Consider the following 18,737-nt stretch of genomic DNA (forward strand, 5'->3'; position numbering starts at 1 on the left):
TCGCCGAATACTGTTGCTTACGATGAAAGACCCTTACTACTTAGCATCCCTCAAGGAGATACGTGATGACCAGTGATGAAGGGCAATCATTGCTTTATACCTGGTTTGGAACCAGCAGCCCTCATTGGCGTTTAAAGTCTGACAGCGACGCACTTTTGTTTGCCGAAGATGAACTGGCCAGTACACATGTCGTCATTGCACTAACGCCTTCACAAGCAAATTTATTACGCGCCATGACGGTGATTACATCCAGCGTCAATCTGACGCTAAACCTCTATGGCGAGTCATTATCAATGCATCTTGTTGGACGTAAGGTGAACCAGTCCGAATGGGCTGGCAGTGCTTCCGCATGGGGCGACACTACGGCGGTCGCACGCGATCTGGTTTCGGGACTCTCTTTTGCCGAACAGGTCGTTTCTGAAGCCAATTCGGTGATTGTTATCCTCGATCAGCACGGTAATATTCAGCGTTTCAACCGTAAAAGCGAGGAATATACCGGGCTGAAAGAACAGGAAGTTATTGGCCGCAATGTGTTTCAGCTGTTTATGACACGCCGGGAAGCCGCGGCATCGCGCCGTAACGTCAGCGGTTTTTTCCGCGACGGTAATTCATATGAAGTGGAGCGCTGGATTAAAACCCTTCAAGGTCAGCGTTTGTTCCTTTTTCGAAATAAGTTTGTGCACAGCGGCAGCGGCAAGAATGAAATCTACCTGATCTGCTCCGGGACGGATATTACCGAAGAGCGCCGTGCACAGGAGCGCCTGCACGTTCTGGCCAACACCGATAGCGTGACCGGCCTGCCTAACCGTAATGCGATCAATAATGCTATCGCCGAGGCGCTGGCGAACGATCAGCAAGTCGGTATCGTTTATCTTGATTTGGACAATTTTAAAAAGGTTAATGACGCCTACGGACATATGTTCGGCGATCGGCTGCTGCAAATGGTCTCACTGGCGATTCTGAACTGTCTGGATGAGGAGCAGACGCTGGCGCGCCTTGGCGGCGACGAATTCATCGTGCTGTCCAGACAGGCTACTCAGGTTTCGCTGGAAGCGATGTCGTCGCGTATTCTTCACCGGCTCAAAGAACCGTTCCGGCTCGGCCCGATTGAAGTTTACTCAGGCTGCTCAATTGGCATAGCTATCAGCCCTGAGCATGGCGAGGATCGCGAGAGTTTAATCCGTAATGCGGATACGGCGATGTATAGCGCGAAAGAGAACGGTCGGGGGCGGTTCTGCATTTTCTCAGCGGAAATGAACCGGCGGGTATTTGAATATTTGTGGCTGGATACCAATTTACGTAAGGCGCTCGATCAAAATCAGCTGCTGATCCATTATCAGCCAAAACTGGACCGTGAAGGGAACGTGAACAGCGTCGAGGCGCTGGTTCGCTGGACATCACCCGAGCGTGGGCTGGTTTCTCCCGCAGATTTTATTTCCTATGCTGAAGAGTCAGGACTCATCGTGCCGCTTGGGCGCTGGGTCATCCATACCGCACTGGCGCAGGTTGTACGCTGGCGGGAAAAGGGCATTAACCTTCGCGTGGCGGTGAATGTTTCGCCGCGTCAGCTTATCGATCAGAATATCTACATCGATCTGAAACTGGCGTTGCAGGAGGCCCGGCTTGCCAGCTGCCCTATTGATATTGAACTGACCGAAAGCTGCCTGATTGAGAATGAGCAACAGGCACTCACGCTGATGGAGCAGTTTCGGCAGCTTGGCGCAGAAGTGCATCTTGACGATTTTGGCACCGGTTACTCCTCGCTTTCCCAGCTGGCACGCATGCCGATTGATACCATCAAGCTTGACCGCAGTTTTGTGCATAATGTCAATAATCAGCCGGTTTCGCAGTCGCTGGTACGGGCGATTGTCGCCGTGGCGAAGGCATTGGATTTAAAGGTGATTGCTGAGGGTATCGAAACCGTTGAAGAGGAAATGTTTATTATGGCGAGCGGTGTAGACGCTCGCCAGGGATTTTTATACGCCAGACCTATGCCCCCCGCTGAACTGGAGGACTGGCTGGCAACCGTTAAAGGTTAGCCCGCTTTACGCATAGCCTGCGCGCTGTGGCGATCCTGCAACTGAACCAGCCGTTCCATATAAGCAATATCTTTCGGCTCAATCGAGAAGGCAAAGTCTACCCAGTCTTCGGTTATGTCCATTAATTCGGCCCGCGTCAGTTGAAGCACCCGCTGACGCGCTTTTAACATCGCCCTGACCCCATTCAGTTTCGGCCTCATCGTGTCAATAAAAGTACGCGTGGCCTGATAGCCTTCGCCCGGCTGAAAGAGCCTGTCCACCAGCCCGCGTGCTTCAAACCACTCGGCCGAGTGTGATTCCCCTTCAAAGATTAACTCTTCAGCCACTTTCATTCCTGCGCGACGGGAGACCAGTGAGTAGCCGCCCATGCCCGGAAACAGGTTAAAGGCAATTTCAGGGAAGCCCATTCTCGCCGTATCCTGTGCCAGGATAAAATGGTGAGCCAGTGCCGCCTCGAAACCGCCGCCTAACGCGCTTCCTTCTACCATTGCAATTGAGACGGCGCCGGTGTCAAATCCTCGTGCTGCCGCATGAATGCAATCAACACAGGCCCTGGCATAAGCCCGAAGCGCCTCACGCTGACCATTTTTGATGGACTCAACAAAAAAACGCAGATCGCCACCGGCATTAAACATGTTGGGCACCAGTGAACCCGTTACCCAAAAGTCTATCTGCAGACCTGAGCGTTGCGCGGCATAGCTGAGATTCATAATCTCTTCAATCAGCGCGTGGTTAAAGCTTGGGCGTGGCTGCGCCCTGAGCATCATCCACAGCGTGCGACGCCCTTCTTCATAGTACGCAGTGAGTTGCGTTGTTTGTCCAGCTTCAGTAAACAGCTTACAGGTTGTCTGATTAATTACGGTCATACTCTCATCCTTAGTTTATGGGTGCGCTTAAACGCGGCCCAAGCGTAATGCAGAGAATGACCTTGCTTAACTCAGAGATGATTTTTAAGGTGAAATAATTTGGTTATTACCATAAATACCCTAAAAACAGCAGCCGTAAGAGGAGAGACACCCCCTTACAACCATAAAAAATCGTTATATTACCTAATCTGGTTAATTTACTTCTTCTGACCATACCAGGCGTTGCTGCCGTGCTTACGCAGATAGTGACAGTCAAGCAGGGGTTGTTGGATAGCAGGCAGTTCTGCCGTCAGCTGTTGACTAAAAATGCCCATATAGGCGACCTCCTCCAGCACCACGGCCGCGTGGACAGCTTTTTCAGGTGTTGCCCCCCAGCAAAAAGGCCCGTGTGAATTCACCAGTACGGCGGGTATCGCTAAGGGATCGAGATCGCGTTCCTGGAAGGTTTCAATAATAACCTGCCCCGTTTCCCACTCATATTTTGTCTGGATCTCCTGCGGGTACATCTGACGAGTACAGGGAATGGTGCCGTAAAAATCATCAGCATGCGTCGTTCCCCAGGCCGGGATCTCCCTTCCCGCCTGCGCCCAGATAGTAGCGTGCCGGGAATGCGTGTGGACAATGCCACCCACGTCAGGCCAGGCAAGATAGAGCGCCCGGTGGGTATCGGTATCCGACGAAGGCCGCATATTTCCTTCAATAACCTCACCGCTTTCCAGCGCCACCACCACCATATCGTCTCTTTTCATCTCTTCATAACTGACGCCTGACGGTTTGATTACCATCAATCCGCTGGCGCGGTCGATAGCACTGACGTTTCCCCAGGTAAACACCACCAGGCCATGGCGGGGTAACGCCAGGTTAGCATCCAGTACGCGTTGCTTCAGTTCTTCCAACATTTTCACTCTCCAGCCTGTTTTTCACTATTGTCACTGCTGGCTGAATATCAGGGTATGGAGGTAATGGCTGGATGCGTGGCAAAAACTGGCTACAGCAACAGAACGTTGCCCGAGAGTGACAGCCTGGGCAGTAATTCGGATTTTTTACCTGTAAAGGTGAACAGTAGTTGTTACAATATATATCTGTAATAGCAACAATAGTGATAATGAGAAGCTAAACTATTACATTCTGACGCAGCGCTGAATGGGCCTGTTGACGAAATTTTACCGCTAAAAATTTCAGTTTAGTGAGATAAATCGCTGTTAAATGCGCTGTTCCCGGGCCGTCATAAACGGACCAGGACTATACTTAAAAAGGTTTTCTGCAGCAGCAATAATGGAGAAGTGACTATGTCAATAAATGCAAAACGCATCACCGCGGGCCTGTTGGCCGCGACTTTACTGCTTTCTCTGGCCGGATGTTCGAATTGGTCTAAACGTGACCGTAATACGGCAATTGGGGCTGGCGCAGGTGCCATTGGCGGCTCCATCCTCTCTAACGGCAGCGGCCTCGGTACCGTAGGCGGTGCCGCAGTCGGCGGCATCATCGGACATCAGATCAGTCGTTAATCTGTCATGATGTTTGCAAGGGCCGCGATTCAACGCGGCCCTGATGTTTCAGCCGCCTGCCAGTTTGACCTTCATCCCTTTCGCTTCAAGTAGCGTTTTCAATAAATCACGCTTATCGCCCTGAATTTCAATGACGCCCTCTTTAACAGCGCCACCGCAACCGCACTTTTTCTTCAGCTCGGCCGCCAGCTTTTCCAGCTCTGCATCGGCCAGATCCACGCCCGTTACCAGACAGACGCCTTTGCCTTTACGCCCGCTGGTCTGGCGCTGGATGCGCACAATGCCGTCGCCTTTAGGTCGCTGCACGGTTTCTTTCGGTTCGTCAATCCGTCCGGTTTCAGTGGAGTAAACCAGACGGCTGTTGTGATCGGCCATTATGCCTCCTGTAACGATGCAAGGATGCCGTCTAGTGCCGCAGCGGGATCCGCAGCCTGCGTCACCGGGCGTCCAATAACCATATAGTCCACGCCTGCCAGTTTTGCCTGCTGAGGCGTCATGATGCGGCGCTGATCGCCTGCATCGCTGCCGACGGGACGAATGCCAGGGGTCACCAGTTTAAACTCTGCGCCCAATGTCTGTTTAAAACGCGCCGCTTCCTGAGCTGAGCAAACCACGCCATTCAGGCCACAGTTTTGGGTAAGCCTCGCCAGGCGTTCCGCATGATCGGCAGGTGAAAGATCAATTCCAATACCGCGCAAATCTTCCGCTTCCATGCTGGTGAGGACGGTAACAGCGATCAAAAGAGGAGCATCGTTACCAAAGGGAACCAGCGCTTCACGAGCCGCGGTCATCATCCGCGCCCCGCCGCTGGCATGCACGTTGACCATCCACACGCCGAGATCCGCCGCAGCGGCGACCGCGTGAGCCGTCGTGTTGGGAATATCATGAAATTTCAGGTCAAGGAACACCTCAAAACCGCGCTGTTGCAGATCGCGTACCAGCTGAGGGCCGAACAGGGTAAACATCTCTTTGCCCACTTTCAGGCGACAGCTGCGTGGATCGATGCGGTCGACAAATGCCATAGCGCTGGCGTGGTCAGCATAATCTAACGCTACCAGGATTTGGGAGCCGTGAGGTGATTGCATGATAAAACCCTCTGAAGATGGAGCACCGCATGGCGCAAGAGATAAACGGCAAGCATTCTACCTGCGACGTTAACAAAATCACAGGTTAGCGACCGGGTTTTCGCAATCCTCGCCTGCTTGACGGAAAACGATACCGTTGCTACTGGCATCAATTGAATCACAGTAATTAGTATGTTGTAACTAAAATAAAGGAGGCGGTCAGTCATCTTACGATGGTTACTGACCGTCAAGGCCGCGAATCGGTTTAACGGATGACCAGGCACGACAGGAAGGACAGTGCCAGTAGAGAGCATGTGCAGTAAAACCACATTTGTGGCAGCGATAGCGCGGCTTGGTACGGATTTGTTCTCCGACCATATCGCGCAATACCATCAGGCTTTCTTTTGCCCGACCATCTTCCGCTTCGTGAAGATGGTAATCCATCAGGCGATGGAAAACGCGCATAGTGGGATGGCGTTGCAGCTGTCGGTTAATATAAATCTGGGCGACTTCGCCGCCTTCGTCATGTTCAATCACGTCGGACAGATAGAGTTCAGCCACTGCGCCAGTATTTTCTTCAACGCAACGTTTCAAATAATCGGCCCAGGCCGTTGGCTGTTGCAGCTTTGCATAACACGCTTCAAGCATCTCAAGCGTCTCACTAACCAACTCTTTATCCTGCTCTATTACGCGTTCAAACATCCCCACCGCTTTGGCGTAGTCGCCGTTCGCCATGTGGATACGGCCCATCATAATGGAGACGCGTGCACTTTCCCGGTCGGCGGATTCGCCCTTCTTCAGCAGTCCCATAGCGCGATCCAGGTCATCGCTGCTCATTGCCTGCAACGCCAGCTCGCAATAAAAATGAGCGATTTCCATTCGCTGTTTGTCTTTGCCGAGCTTGACCAGACGTTCGGCCACCTCAATGGCTTTTGGCCAGTCGCTGGTTGCCTGATGAATAATCAGCAGCTGCTGCAATGCGCCAATGCGGAAATCAGTTTCATCCGTCAGTTGGCTAAACATCTCTTCCGCACGATCGTAGAAACCGGCTGCCATATAGTCGCGGCCCAGTTGCTGAATAGCCAGCAATCGCTGATCGTAAGTCAGAGAGGCGCTCTCCATCAGCGCCTGGTGGATACGAATGGCACGATCCACTTCGCCCCGCGAACGAAACAGGTTGCCCAGGGTGAGATGAGCCTCGACCGCGCCGCTGTCTTCCTTCAGCATTTCCAGAAAGAGATCGACCGCTTTGTCCTGTTGATTAGAGAGCAGGAAGTTCACCCCGGCAACATAGTCACGCGACAGACGGCTGGCTTCTTGTTGCCTGTCCTGCTGCGCACTCCTGCGCCCCATGTACCAGCCATAGGCAGCGGCCACGGGTAATAACAGAAACAGCAGTTCCAACATGTGAAATTATTCCTTAACGGCAGGCACGGACGGCGATGCCTCTTCCGCCTGACCAATCTGATGCTGCAAACGCTTCAGCTTACGTTGTGAGGCCGCCAGCGAAACGCGCAGGCGCAGCCAGAACAGTCCACAAATCGCCCATCCCAGCAAGAAGCCGGCGGCAAACAGCGTCGCCAGCAGCGTGGAGACACGATATTGCCCCTGCGCCAGCAGATAGTTAAATGTGACAACCTGGTCATTATGCGCACCCAGCGTGACTGAGATGATAAAGATCACTAAAACCAGTAAAAAAATCAGCAAATATTTCACAGTCCGTCCCATAGTCTGATGATAATCAGATGAATTATGCCAAAAAATTAGCCCTGTTGCTTGCCTGAAACCTCATCAGCAGCCGATACCGCGAAAAATTTCTCCTGCGTTGATGTTATGGGGACAAATCCCCGGAACACAATCACCGCTCTTCTCGTTCGCTTATTTCCTGCTCTTCCGCTGGTGGAACGGTAAGCGGACCACTGTAGCGCTGCACCAGCCACGTTGCCAGCGTCACCAGCACCCAGCTGATGAGCGTGGAAGTAACAAGATCGCGCGGCCAGTGCATACCCAGCACCAACCGGCTGGCCATCACCCCAACGGCCCAGAGTATCAACACTGTCAGCGTGACAATACGCCGACGTGGCCACAGCAGACCAATTGCCAACAGCGCCCAGCTTGCTGCAAACATAGTATGGCCGGAAGGAAATGCATAGCCGGTTTCAAATTCCCAGTGCGCTTTCAACCATGCAGGCAGTTGAGGATCGTCATTAATGGCCTCTCGTACCAGTACGCTTCGTTGCTTGCGGGTTTGCTGATAAAAGAATTGCTCATTCAGGCCGTCATGCTGTTCCAGCCATACCACATAGGGACGGGGTTCACGCACCTGATCTTTAATAAAGGTTTTGCTGTACTGACCCGCCAGAATCGCTGCAATAACGATAACCAATAAAATAACCGCCGCCTTCAGTCGGTAACGCAGACACCAGAGAAACCAGCCGCAAAGCACGGTACTGGTGACAATGCCCCACGGGCTGGTAACGGTTTCCGTTAGCCAAAACAGCAACTTATGACCGAATCCCATCTGCACGGGCTGCCACTGCCAACCGGAAAACCAGACGCCAAGCGGCATAATCAGCAGCAACACGGCACCCAGCGTGGTGCGTTTGGCAATCTCAAACATGGCTTCTCTCCTGGTAGTTCAAAACAAAAAGGTCATTTTCTGCTGACAATATGAGAAAAAATAATAACATACTGATTGAGATGGTGATAATTGTGCGGTATTACAACATTCGCGCTAAGACGTTAACCGCCGCTGCTCTGATTGTGGCAAAATGGCTGGCATTGATGATGCCAGATGGCTGGCAGCCAGCGACGATAACTTAGCAACACCTGATGTACTGGAGAGTCACATGCAGCTTAAACGGGTAGCAGAAGCCAAACTGCCCACGCCATGGGGAGATTTCCTGATGGTTGGTTTCGAAGAACTGGCCACGGGCCACGATCACGTCGCGCTGGTTTATGGCGATATTACCGACAGCGAAGCCGTACTGGCTCGCGTGCACTCAGAGTGTCTGACGGGCGATGCCCTGTTCAGCCTGCGCTGTGACTGCGGCTTTCAGCTCGAAGCCGCGCTAAACCACATTGCGGAGGAAGGGCGTGGCGTGCTGCTCTACCATCGCCAGGAAGGTCGCAATATTGGGCTGCTGAATAAAATCCGCGCCTATGCCTTGCAGGATAAAGGCTATGACACCGTTGAGGCCAATCATCAGCTCGGTTTTGCGGCCGACGAGCGTGATTTCACCCTGTGCGCAGATATGTTCAAGCTGCTCGGCGTGAATGAAGTTCGCCTGCTCACCAATAACCCACGCAAAGTTGAGATCCTCAGCGAGGCGGGTATTAATATCGTTGAGCGCGTTCCGCTGATTGTAGGCCGCAACCCGGAGAACGCTCACTATCTCGATACTAAAGCCGCGAAAATGGGTCATCTGCTGTCAAAAGAGTGATGTCCGACATCCCTACCCGCGCGCGTCCTGGGCCACCGATGGCTCAGGACGCGTTGTTACAGGCCGGCGATCCTCGTCAGCAGCCTGATCGTGCCGCCTAATTCAGCATATTACGAATCACGTAATGCAGAATGCCGTCGTTCTGGTAATAGGTTAATTCGTTGCCGGTATCAATACGGCAGCGAGCCTCCAGCGTTTCGGCGCTGCCGTCTGCACGCGTCAGCGTCACCTGCACCGTTCCGCCGGGTTTCAGTAAGTGAAGGTTTTTCACATCAATCTGTTCATCACCCGTCAGGCCGAGCGTTTTACGGGTTACGCCCTGCGGGAACTCCAGTGGCAGAATGCCCATCCCTATCAGATTCGAGCGGTGGATGCGCTCAAAGGATTCAGCGATTACCACCCTTACGCCCAGTAAGCGTGGCCCTTTTGCCGCCCAGTCACGGCTCGATCCCGAACCATATTCTTTCCCTGCAATCACCGCCAGCGGCGTTGACTGCTGCTGATATTTCATTGCCGCATCATAAATGGCCAGCTGTTCGTCGCCCGGTACAAAACGGGTAACGCCACCTTCAACCCCCGGAACCATTTCGTTGCGGATACGTATATTGGCAAAAGTACCGCGCATCATGACTTCATGATTTCCCCGTCGTGAACCATAAGAGTTGAAATCACCTCGCTCAACGCCATGATCCAACAGATAACGTCCGGCCGGACTTTCCGCTTTGATGCTGCCCGCAGGGGAGATATGGTCAGTGGTGACGGAATCCCCCAGAATGGCGAGGATCCTTGCCCCGCTGATATCTTCAACCGGCTCAGGCTCTCTGCCCATATCGTCAAAAAATGGCGACAGGCGAATATAGGTCGAGCCTTCATCCCAGTCGTAGGTTGCCGCCTCGCTGACTTTAATTTCCTGCCATTCCGGGGTGCCTTCAAAGACTTCGGCATACTCTTTATGGAACATTTCAGTGGAGACCAGCTGTACCGCTTCTGCAATTGCTTCCGGTGATGGCCAGATATCATGCAGATAGACCGGTTTGCCGGTGTGATCTTCACCCAGCGGTTCGGTCTGCAAATTGATGTTCATATTGCCCGCCAGCGCATAGGCTACGACCAGCGGCGGCGAAGCCAGCCAGTTGGTTTTAACATACGGATGGATGCGCCCTTCGAAGTTACGGTTGCCAGACAGAACGGCACCGACGGTCAAATCACCCTGCTTAATCGCGCTTTCAATCGCGTCGGGTAGCGGCCCTGAGTTACCGATACACGTGGTACAACCGTAGCCCACCAGGTTGAAACCCAGCTTATCCAGATAAGGCGTGAGCCGTGCCGTCGCCAGATAATCGGAAACGACCTTAGAGCCGGGTGCCAGCGACGCTTTTACCCAGGGTTTACGTTTAAGGCCAAGGTTAACGGCGTTTTTAGCCAACAGCCCGGCGGCCATCAATACGCTGGGGTTAGAGGTATTGGTACAGGAGGTAATAGCTGAAATCACCACTGCGCCATCTTCAAGCTGATGCTGCTGGCCGGTTGCCCGATCGCGATAACTAACGGCTTTATGCTGCTTCTGCGCCTGATTAACTTCCAGTTCATTACTTGCCTGGAAAGCCTGGGGTACATCGCCGAGCGACACGCGATCCTGCGGACGTTTCGGTCCGGCCAGACTCGCTTCAACCTCATTCATATCCAGCGCCAGCGAGCTGGTGAAAACCGGGTCATCGCCAGGATTGCGCCACATACCCTGCGCTTTTGCATAGGCCTCCACCAGCGCAACCTGTTCAGGCGATCGTCCGGTCAGGCTCATATAACCTAACGTGACATCATCTACCGGGAAAAATCCGCAGGTTGCACCATATTCAGGCGCCATATTGGCGATGGTTGCCCGGTCCGCCAGCGGCAAGTCATCCAGACCATCGCCATAAAATTCAACAAACTTGCCCACCACGCCATGCTTACGCAGCATTTGAGTGACGGTCAGTACCAGGTCAGTTGCGGTAATACCCGGTTTTAATTTCCCGCTCAGCTTAAAGCCGACGACATCCGGGATCAGCATCGACACCGGCTGTCCCAGCATCGCTGCTTCCGCCTCAATGCCGCCTACACCCCACCCTAATACGCCCAGCGCATTGATCATCGTGGTATGTGAATCCGTGCCAACCAGCGTATCGGGGTAAGCCACTTCTTCGCCATCCTGCGTTTCATGCCAGATGGCCTTACCTAAATACTCAAGATTGACCTGGTGACAGATGCCGGTGCCCGGCGGCACCACGCTAAATTTGTTAAAGGCTTTTTGCCCCCAGCGCAGGAAAACATAGCGTTCGTGGTTGCGTTCCATTTCCAGCCGCACGTTTTCTTCAAACGCATCATCATCGCCAAAATGATCCACCGTTACCGAATGGTCAATAACCAGATCGACGGGAGAAAGCGGATTCACTTTTGCAACGTCGCCACCAAGACGCTTGACCGCTTCACGCATCGCAGCAAGATCCACCACTGCTGGCACACCCGTAAAATCCTGCATTAATACACGCGCGGGACGATAAGCGATTTCGCGATCCGCATGCGCCTGTTCGAGCCAACCCGCCAGGGCGGCAATGTCATCAGCCGTCACGGACTCTTCATCCTGCCAGCGAAGCAAATTCTCCAGAAGAACCTTCAGGGATTTGGGCAGGCGGGAAAGATCGCCCAGCTGTTCTGCCGCTTTAGGCAGACTGTAATAGTGATAACGTTGGCCTTTAACATCCAGCGTGGCTTTCGTCGTCTGATGTAGGGTCGCCGACATTACTCCTCCTTCGTTTGTCTTATCATAACCTGAGTAACTATATGGTCTGATTTAAAGATAGTACAAACTGAGTGTAACGTTTTGATAACAACACAAATTGACACAGGCTGAAACAGCCGTATAAACAAAAAAGCCTCACCGGGAAGCGGAGAGGCTCTTTTATATAAATTCTTTTTTTTAATCTGCCGATATTAATGCATTACCCTTCGATATTAATGCATTACCATTCCGAGCCAAAGCAGGCTCGACCAGAATAAGGCGGAAAACATCCAGGTGCTGAACCAGGTCATTTGGGTTAAATTCATTATTGCCCTCACTCAGGTCTGACTGACCAAAACGTATTACATCCCGAACTGCGGTTATTACCGGCAGATCTACCGTTTAATGCTGGTATTACATTCAACCCGGTGACAAAAAACCTGACCAAAAGTATAGCGGTCATTAAAGCTCATTAACTGTTTGAATAACTGGACTCAGTAATAAGATTGAGTATTAATAGCGTGCTTATGAATTTTGATTCTTATCCATCATCATTTCGATGAAGTCGCGCTGCATTTCGCTAAGGCCCCAACTGCCTGGAATAGACGGTTGTTCACTGGCTTTCGCCTGGTGGTACTGATCTTTGCTACTACCGGTTTGTTGCGTTTTCTGATTCAAATACTGCAGGTACATCGTTACCCCCAAATATGCCAAATCGCTACTGCAACAGCTCCCCAAAACAGCGCTGAACCCGCGAATACCGCTAACCAGGCTTTGCGTTTCAGATTCTCAGGACGCTGAGCCTTAAGTGCTTTGTGACCGAAGTCAGAACCTACCGTTATTCTGCTAGCCATAGTTTTTGATAATCACTCTCATTGAAACGATTGTTTTAACCAATCAGAAATTAGGATGAATCCTAAACATTTTATGGAGCGAAATCCAGTCATTTTTATTACGCACAACGATTAATTGTATTTATCAAAACAGAACAATTGTATCGATTGTCGTTAATCAAACTGTAGAAGAAAAATGACTCTTTAACACAAATTACCCCATGAATACTCCCGTTTCGGTCCAACCTTTTCTCAATATTTCTTGAGGTTACCTTACAACGCGCCGCGCTCAGCGATGTATAAATTGAGTATGGGAATCTTCCGAAGAACGCGCAAAGTTGCCGGGGCAAAAATGTGCCCTGTTTCGCATTTAATGAATAACAATGAAAAAACATGTGATGGGTCCGTCATTTACAAAAAAGAATAAGAAGATTTAATCGATGGGAGTAATAGACAGGACCAATGATAAAAAAAGGTCGCCTCAGCGACCTTTTTTACTCAATACGAATTCGCGGGCGGAGTTATCGCGCAGGCAGCTTAATATCCTTAAACATCGCTTCAATATCTTCGTTAGAGCGTAAGCCAACGGCCGTATCAACGACATCCCTCGTCAGATGCGGTGCGAAGCGCTGAATAAAATCATACATATAGCTTCTGAGGAAAGTGCTGCGTCGGAAACCAATCTTCGTCGTACTGAAGGTGAATACATCGGTAGCTTCTATTCTGACCAGATCCGGATCCGAGACCGGGTCCACCGCCATGCTGGCGATAACGCCCACGCCCAGCCCCAGCCGCACATAGGTTTTAATCACATCGGCATCAGTAGCGGTAAAGACAATGCGTGGCGTCAGGCCGGCACGGTTAAATGCCGTATCCAGCTCCGAGCGCCCGGTAAAGCCAAAGGTGTATGTTACCAGCGGATATTCAGCCAGCTCTTCAATAGACACTTTTTCTTTGCCAGCCAAAGGATGATCGGGGGTCACGACGATTGCCCGGTTCCAGTGATAACAAGGCAGCATAATAAGATCGTCATAGAGGTGCAGCGCTTCGGTAGCGATGGCGAAATCGGCGTTGCCTTTAGAGACCGCTTCCGCAATCTGCGTGGGCGAGCCCTGATGCATATGCAGCGAAACGCGAGGATAGCGCTCAATAAAACCTTTGATGACATTCGGCAGCGCGTAACGCGCCTGAGTGTGCGTGGTGGCAACATACAAAGACCCTTTATCGGGCCAGGTATGCTCACCGGCGACTGATTTAATCGCCTCAACTTTTGATAACACTTCACGGGCGATACGAATAATTTCCTGACCAGCAGGCGTAACCTGTGTTAGATGCTTACCGCTGCGGGCAAAAATCTGAATGCCTAATTCGTCTTCCAGCATTCGCACTTGCTTACTGATACCGGGTTGAGAGGTGTAGAGTCCTTCGGCGGTTGAAGAGACATTCAGATTATGATTGACCACTTCAACAATGTAACGCAGCTGCTGCAATTTCATGTTTGTTCCGTCCAGGTATGAAGCTATGCGCCGGCTACCCGTGCAGACAGAAACGCGCAGCACTGGAAAGTCCGGTCTAATGCGATTTGATAATAAGGAAAGGCATTTCTATAACAATCATACCAAAGATGACCGGAATGTATAGCACAGTAAAGGAAGGGAGATGAAAAAACGGGCCGGCATGTGCCAGCCCGTCAGATTACTTCTTCGCTGAGGCTTTGGTGGTGACTTCCCACTTGCCGTCAACGTAAAACGCTGACCAGCCGGTTGCCTTACCGTCTTTCTCGGTGCTGACATACTGCTGTTTGGTTTTACGGCTGAAACGCACTACGGATTTGTTGCCTTCATCATCGGCCGCAGGCGCATCCGCCAGATAGGCCAGTTTTTCCGGCAAACGATCGCGGAAGCGCTGTAGCTCTTCGACCAGCGGCGCACGCGTCTCCCGTGATTTCGGGAAGGTGTTTGCGGCCAGGAAAACGCCCGCCGCGCCATCACGCAGAACGAAATAAGCGTCAGACTTCTCGCAGGCCAGCTCTGGCAGCGGCACCGGATCTTCCTTCGGTGGCGCAACATCGCCGTTACGCAGAATTTTACGCGTGTTCTTACAGTCGTCGTTGGTGCAGGCCATGTATTTGCCGAAGCGCCCCATTTTCAGGTGCATCTCCGATCCACATTTTTCACATTCAACGATCGGGCCATCGTAGCCTTTGATGCGGAACTCGCCCTGCTCGATTTCATAACCATCGCAGCTTGGGTTGTTACCACAAACGTGCAGTTTACGCTGGTTATCAATGAGGTAGCTGTCCATCGCCGTGCCGCATTTCTGACAGCGACGGCGGGCGCGCAGCGCGTTGGTTTCGGCATCTTCACCTTCGAGAATATTCAGTACTTCATTCTCAGGGATCAGGTTAATGGTCTGCTTACAACGTTCTTTCGGCGGCAGCGCGTAGCCAGAACAGCCCAGGAAGACGCCGGTGCTGGCGGTACGGATTCCCATTTTTCGGCCACAGGTTGGGCAGTCAATGGAGGTCAGCACCATCTGGTTCGGCTGCATGCCGCCCTCTTCCGGATCCTTGTCCGCTTTTTCCAGCTGCTGGCTGAAATCGGCAAAGAAGTTATCCAGAACGCTTTTCCACTGCGCTTCGTTGTTGGCAACCTGATCCAGGCTGTCTTCCATTTGCGCGGTGAACTCGTATTTCATCAATTCGCGGAAATTGGCTTCCAGTCGATCGGTAACGATTTCACCCATCTTCTCGGCGTAGAAACGACGGCTTTCAACACGGACGTAGCCACGATCCTGAATGGTGGAAATGATTGAAGCATAAGTAGAAGGACGGCCGATGCCGCGCTTTTCCAGCTCTCTGACCAGCGAGGCTTCGCTGAAACGCGCTGGCGGCTTGGTAAAGTGCTGGCTTGGCTTCAGCTGCTGGAGCTTCAGCTCCTCACCAACGTCAATCGGCGGCAGCGTGCGATCTTCATCGCCCTTACGCAGCGCAGGCATCACTTTTGTCCAGCCGTCAAAACGCAGGGTTCGCCCCTTCGCTTTAAGTTTGAAATCGCCGGCGGTGACGGTCAGCGTCGTCGAATCGTACTGTGCAGGCACCATCTGACAGGCGACGAACTGACGCCAAATCAGCTGATAAAGCTTCTGCGCATCCGCTTCCATATCTTTTAACTGCTCGGCCTGGATAGCGACGTCAGAAGGACGAATCGCTTCGTGCGCTTCCTGCGAATTATCTTTGCTGGCGTATTGATTAGCGGCTTTCGGCAGGTATTTTTCACCGAATTCGTTTTCAATGTAGCCGCGAACCATGCTCACCGCATCCTGACTAAGATTGGTGGAGTCGGTACGCATATAGGTAATGTGACCGGCTTCGTACAGACGCTGGGCCATCATCATGGTTTTTTTCACGCCGTAGCCCAGACGCGTGCTGGCCGCCTGCTGGAGCGTAGAAGTAATAAACGGCGCGCCTGGCTTGCTGCTGGTTGGCTTATCTTCACGATCGGCCACGACATAACGGGCTTTTTCCAGCAGGCTGACGGCCGCCTGAGTCTGCTCGCCGTTAACCGGACGGAATGGCTTGTCATGCTGATGCGTGACTTCCATTGGCAGATCGGTGCCTTTAGGCGTATTCAGATCGGCGTGCAGCTCCCAGTACTCTTCCGGCACGAACGCTTTGATTTCACGTTCACGCTCCACGACCAGACGCACGGCAACTGACTGTACGCGTCCCGCAGAGAGGCCACGGGCAATTTTCTTCCACAGCAGTGGAGAGACCATGTAGCCCACCACGCGGTCCATAAAGCGCCGCGCCTGCTGGGCGTTAACCCGATCGATATTCAGTTCGCCCGGCTTTTCAAAAGCCTGACGAATCGCATTTTTGGTGATTTCGTTAAATACGACGCGGCTGAAACGCGAATCATCACCGCCGATCACTTCCCGCAGGTGCCAGGCAATGGCTTCCCCTTCGCGGTCAAGGTCGGTTGCGAGATAGATGTGGTCAGCGTTTTGCGCCAGCGATTTCAGCTCGGCAACCACTTTTTCTTTGCCGGGAAGAATTTGATAATTGGCTTCCCAGCCGTGATAAGGATCGACCCCCATGCGGTTAACCAACGCCGCTTTTTCGTCCTTCTTCACTTTTTTAGTTGTTTTACTGGTTGTAGAGTCAGCGCTCTTTTTAACTGTTGATCCACTGGTCGGCAAATCGCGAATATGACCGACGCTGGACTTCACCACGTAGTCATTTCCGAGATATTTATTGATTGTTTTGGCTTTTGCCGGGGACTCAACTATTACGAGAGCTTTACCCATATTTACCTTTACCTGATTAAAACATCCGAGAGTAAATTGTGCCGTTTGCCCGTAAGCAGTCCAGCGCGTTAAGACGATAACGATCGGGGTAAGCCATGGCAACCCGCCGGTTTATCCCTGTAACAGCTTCCTTACCGATAAGCTAACTCGCTGATTAACGACACCTTTTACAACCTGTTAAGTGCATCTCTAACAAAGCGTAAAGCCGAGTTTACGCCCGGAACCCGAAACGCCCACACTCTACCTGATAAAATCTGTTACGCAACTTAATTAGCATCTGCGCCTCATTTACGCCAGATCGTTGATGAAAAAGAGTTACCTGGCGCAAACCGCTTTCCTCATTGAGATTTTGTTGGCGGGAGGCGTAATATACTGGCCAGCAACGCCGTTAATAAAGGAGAGAAATCTGTGAAACAGACTGAAGCTATCGGGAAGGCTGCCCTGCTTCTCAAAGCGAACGAAATGATTGCCGCGCACGAAAATTATTTCGCCGGATTAGCCGCGAGCGATGTGGAACAGAAAGGGGATGTATTGGTATTTCGGGGCGATTATTTTCTCGACGAACAAGGGTTGCCCGGCGAGAAAAGCACGGTTGTATTTAACGTATTTAAATTTCTGGCCGTTGAGCTTTCGCCGCGCTATCACCTTGAGCAATAACGCCCGTCAGACGGGCGTTTTTAAACTCAAAGAAGCGGCTTTTCGCCACGCTGCCAGAGGCGCAGCAGCAGGCGTTCGGCGCTGCTGGCTGCGCTTTGCGTAAAGCGATCCATCATTTTTTTGCGTCGTACGTAATGCACCGCAATGACTTCACGTCCGGCAATCTGATCGATGATCAAATCGTCGCTGGTGCCGATTGCGTCAATCAGCCCTTTTTCCAGCGCCTGACTGCCAAACCAGTGCTCGCCCGTCGCCACGCTGTCGATATCGAGCGAAGGGCGCATCTGATGCACGAACTGTTTAAACAGTTCATGTGTTTCGTTCAGATCTTCGCGGAATTTCTCGCGGCCCTGCTCGGTGTTCTCACCAAAAAGCGTCAGCGTGCGCTTATATTCTCCGGCAGTGTGCAGCTCGACATCAATTTCGTTACGCTTGAGCAGGCGGTTAAAGTTAGGGATCTGCGCCACCACGCCAATGGAACCAATAATTGAAAACGGCGCGGCAACAATGCGATCCGCAACACAGGCCATCATGTAACCGCCGCTGGCAGCGACTTTATCTACCGCAACGGTCAGGCGAATGCCTTTATCGCGCAGGCGCTGAAGCTGCGATGAGGCCAGCCCATAGCCATGTACCACGCCGCCGGGGCTTTCCAGCCGCAGCAGCACTTCATCCTGCGGTTTTGCCACCGCCATGACGGCGGAAACTTCCTCACGCAGCGAGGCGACTTCATGCGCATCCATGCTGCCTTTGAAATCAATCACATACAGAACGGGCCTGCCGCTTTCGCTTTTCAGCCCCTGCTTTGCACGCTGTTTGGCCGTTTTCGCCTCCAGTTTTTCCTGCTTTTTATGCTCTTTATGCCACCGTTTTCTATCCTGTGGCTTCATCTGCGCCAGCAGCATCTCGTCCTGCATGTCGCGATAATTATCGCCGAGATGCGTCAGCTTTAACTGGCCGCTTTGCGTCCGTTTGCGCATCGCCAGATGGGTAATCAGAATGGCAACGGCCGCAATCGCCACGACCACCGTGACCGTTTTTGCCAGAAAAAGTCCATAGTAAGAGAGTAATTCCACTTATTCCGCCTTATTTAACATCGTATTAGACTATCGCTAGTGTAGCCGAGTCGCTGCCCGCCGTCGCTTAAATCCCGCGCCTGAAAAAGTGTTTTACGTTGAACCGTCGGCAATTTTCAGGCATAAAGCGGATTATTCATTGCGGTCAAAGGATTACCGACTTAAGGTCGCCTTTGCCCCCCTTC

At 52.1% G+C, this 18,737-nt stretch carries 17 protein-coding genes; 4 read left to right on the plus strand and 13 right to left on the minus strand.

Going from position 1 to position 18,737, the window contains the following annotated elements; all coding sequences use genetic code 11:
• Positions 1-65 precede the first annotated feature (65 nt).
• Positions 66-2,039, plus strand: coding sequence for a cyclic di-GMP phosphodiesterase (gene pdeR / locus EHV07_RS11835; RefSeq protein ID WP_147198148.1), 1,974 nt, complete (start codon positions 66-68; stop codon positions 2,037-2,039).
• On the opposite strand, the gene EHV07_RS11840 is transcribed toward pdeR, so the two are convergent.
• Both EHV07_RS11840 and EHV07_RS11845 read right to left on the minus strand, forming a co-directional pair.
• The gene (locus EHV07_RS11840) at positions 2,036-2,905 is read right to left on the minus strand and encodes a crotonase/enoyl-CoA hydratase family protein (RefSeq protein ID WP_147198150.1); all 870 of its coding nucleotides are present in this window, start codon (positions 2,903-2,905) and stop codon (positions 2,036-2,038) included. The two genes, pdeR and EHV07_RS11840, sit on opposite strands and share 4 nt — an antisense overlap.
• 197 nt (positions 2,906-3,102) lie before the next feature.
• Positions 3,103-3,804 carry an L-ribulose-5-phosphate 4-epimerase gene (locus EHV07_RS11845; RefSeq protein WP_147198152.1) on the minus strand — a complete coding sequence of 234 codons (702 nt, stop codon included), beginning with the start codon at positions 3,802-3,804 and terminating at the stop codon, positions 3,103-3,105.
• 390 nt (positions 3,805-4,194) lie between these two features.
• Between EHV07_RS11845 and osmB the strand changes: the two genes are divergently transcribed.
• Positions 4,195-4,413 carry an osmotically-inducible lipoprotein OsmB gene (gene osmB, locus EHV07_RS11850; protein WP_147198154.1) on the plus strand — a complete coding sequence of 73 codons (219 nt, stop codon included), beginning with the start codon at positions 4,195-4,197 and terminating at the stop codon, positions 4,411-4,413.
• A 48-nt stretch (positions 4,414-4,461) separates the two neighbouring features.
• On the opposite strand, the gene yciH is transcribed toward osmB, so the two are convergent.
• The 5 genes from yciH to pgpB form a co-directional block, all read right to left on the minus strand.
• A complete protein-coding gene (yciH, locus tag EHV07_RS11855; protein ID WP_147198156.1) occupies positions 4,462-4,788 on the minus strand; it encodes a stress response translation initiation inhibitor YciH in 327 nt (108 codons plus the stop codon).
• Positions 4,788-5,498, minus strand: a complete 711-nt coding sequence (gene pyrF, locus EHV07_RS11860) for an orotidine-5'-phosphate decarboxylase (RefSeq protein ID WP_147198158.1) — start codon at positions 5,496-5,498, stop codon at positions 4,788-4,790. Before pyrF ends, yciH begins: the two co-directional genes overlap by 1 nt.
• A gap of 216 nt (positions 5,499-5,714) precedes the next feature.
• A complete protein-coding gene (gene lapB, locus EHV07_RS11865; protein WP_147198159.1) occupies positions 5,715-6,884 on the minus strand; it encodes a lipopolysaccharide assembly protein LapB in 1,170 nt (389 codons plus the stop codon).
• A 6-nt stretch (positions 6,885-6,890) separates the two neighbouring features.
• Entirely contained in the window at positions 6,891-7,193 is a 303-nt protein-coding gene (locus EHV07_RS11870; protein WP_147198161.1) for a LapA family protein, read from the minus strand.
• Positions 7,194-7,335: 142 nt separating this feature from the next.
• On the minus strand, positions 7,336-8,097 hold the full coding sequence (pgpB, locus tag EHV07_RS11875; RefSeq protein WP_147198163.1) for a phosphatidylglycerophosphatase B: 762 nt from the start codon (positions 8,095-8,097) through the stop codon (positions 7,336-7,338).
• 229 nt (positions 8,098-8,326) lie between these two features.
• Here pgpB and ribA point away from each other — a divergent pair, with 229 nt between their 5' ends.
• Entirely contained in the window at positions 8,327-8,920 is a 594-nt protein-coding gene (gene ribA / locus EHV07_RS11880; protein ID WP_147200611.1) for a GTP cyclohydrolase II, read from the plus strand.
• A 97-nt stretch (positions 8,921-9,017) separates the two neighbouring features.
• Here the strand turns inward: ribA and acnA are convergent, their stop codons facing one another.
• The 5 genes from acnA to topA form a co-directional block, all read right to left on the minus strand.
• A complete protein-coding gene (gene acnA / locus EHV07_RS11885; protein ID WP_147198165.1) occupies positions 9,018-11,699 on the minus strand; it encodes an aconitate hydratase AcnA in 2,682 nt (893 codons plus the stop codon).
• A 504-nt stretch (positions 11,700-12,203) separates the two neighbouring features.
• Complete coding sequence (locus EHV07_RS24530) at positions 12,204-12,371, minus strand: hypothetical protein (RefSeq protein WP_168199622.1); 168 nt, start codon at positions 12,369-12,371, stop codon at positions 12,204-12,206.
• Between the two features lie 2 nt (positions 12,372-12,373).
• On the minus strand, positions 12,374-12,532 hold the full coding sequence (locus tag EHV07_RS11890) for a YmiA family putative membrane protein (protein WP_147198166.1): 159 nt from the start codon (positions 12,530-12,532) through the stop codon (positions 12,374-12,376).
• Between the two features lie 500 nt (positions 12,533-13,032).
• Positions 13,033-14,007: an HTH-type transcriptional regulator CysB gene (cysB, locus tag EHV07_RS11895; protein WP_147198168.1), complete on the minus strand. Its 975-nt coding sequence runs from the start codon at positions 14,005-14,007 to the stop codon at positions 13,033-13,035.
• A gap of 199 nt (positions 14,008-14,206) precedes the next feature.
• Complete coding sequence (gene topA, locus EHV07_RS11900; protein ID WP_147198170.1) at positions 14,207-16,819, minus strand: type I DNA topoisomerase; 2,613 nt, start codon at positions 16,817-16,819, stop codon at positions 14,207-14,209.
• Between the two features lie 462 nt (positions 16,820-17,281).
• Between topA and EHV07_RS11905 the strand changes: the two genes are divergently transcribed.
• The gene (locus EHV07_RS11905; protein ID WP_254446355.1) at positions 17,282-17,476 is read left to right on the plus strand and encodes a DUF2498 family protein; all 195 of its coding nucleotides are present in this window, start codon (positions 17,282-17,284) and stop codon (positions 17,474-17,476) included.
• A gap of 26 nt (positions 17,477-17,502) precedes the next feature.
• On the opposite strand, the gene sohB is transcribed toward EHV07_RS11905, so the two are convergent.
• On the minus strand, positions 17,503-18,552 hold the full coding sequence (gene sohB / locus EHV07_RS11910) for a protease SohB (RefSeq protein WP_147198174.1): 1,050 nt from the start codon (positions 18,550-18,552) through the stop codon (positions 17,503-17,505).
• Between the last annotated feature and the right edge of the window lie 185 nt (positions 18,553-18,737).

Origin of the sequence: Pantoea sp. CCBC3-3-1 (assembly GCF_007981265.1) — a bacterium.
Lineage (GTDB): Bacteria > Pseudomonadota > Gammaproteobacteria > Enterobacterales > Enterobacteriaceae > Erwinia.

Coding starts and splice junctions, on each gene's coding strand:
- pdeR (WP_147198148.1), top strand. CDS start 66: ATGACCAGTGATGAAGGGCAATCATTGCTTTATACCTGGTTTGGAACC.
- pyrF (WP_147198158.1), bottom strand. CDS start 5,498: ATGCAATCACCTCACGGCTCCCAAATCCTGGTAGCGTTAGATTATGCT.
- topA (WP_147198170.1), bottom strand. CDS start 16,819: ATGGGTAAAGCTCTCGTAATAGTTGAGTCCCCGGCAAAAGCCAAAACA.
- EHV07_RS11905 (WP_254446355.1), top strand. CDS start 17,282: ATGATTGCCGCGCACGAAAATTATTTCGCCGGATTAGCCGCGAGCGAT.
- EHV07_RS11890 (WP_147198166.1), bottom strand. CDS start 12,532: ATGGCTAGCAGAATAACGGTAGGTTCTGACTTCGGTCACAAAGCACTT.
- EHV07_RS24530 (WP_168199622.1), bottom strand. CDS start 12,371: ATGTACCTGCAGTATTTGAATCAGAAAACGCAACAAACCGGTAGTAGC.
- EHV07_RS11840 (WP_147198150.1), bottom strand. CDS start 2,905: ATGACCGTAATTAATCAGACAACCTGTAAGCTGTTTACTGAAGCTGGA.
- acnA (WP_147198165.1), bottom strand. CDS start 11,699: ATGTCGGCGACCCTACATCAGACGACGAAAGCCACGCTGGATGTTAAA.
- EHV07_RS11845 (WP_147198152.1), bottom strand. CDS start 3,804: ATGTTGGAAGAACTGAAGCAACGCGTACTGGATGCTAACCTGGCGTTA.
- osmB (WP_147198154.1), top strand. CDS start 4,195: ATGTCAATAAATGCAAAACGCATCACCGCGGGCCTGTTGGCCGCGACT.
- yciH (WP_147198156.1), bottom strand. CDS start 4,788: ATGGCCGATCACAACAGCCGTCTGGTTTACTCCACTGAAACCGGACGG.
- cysB (WP_147198168.1), bottom strand. CDS start 14,007: ATGAAATTGCAGCAGCTGCGTTACATTGTTGAAGTGGTCAATCATAAT.
- pgpB (WP_147198163.1), bottom strand. CDS start 8,097: ATGTTTGAGATTGCCAAACGCACCACGCTGGGTGCCGTGTTGCTGCTG.
- lapB (WP_147198159.1), bottom strand. CDS start 6,884: ATGTTGGAACTGCTGTTTCTGTTATTACCCGTGGCCGCTGCCTATGGC.
- ribA (WP_147200611.1), top strand. CDS start 8,327: ATGCAGCTTAAACGGGTAGCAGAAGCCAAACTGCCCACGCCATGGGGA.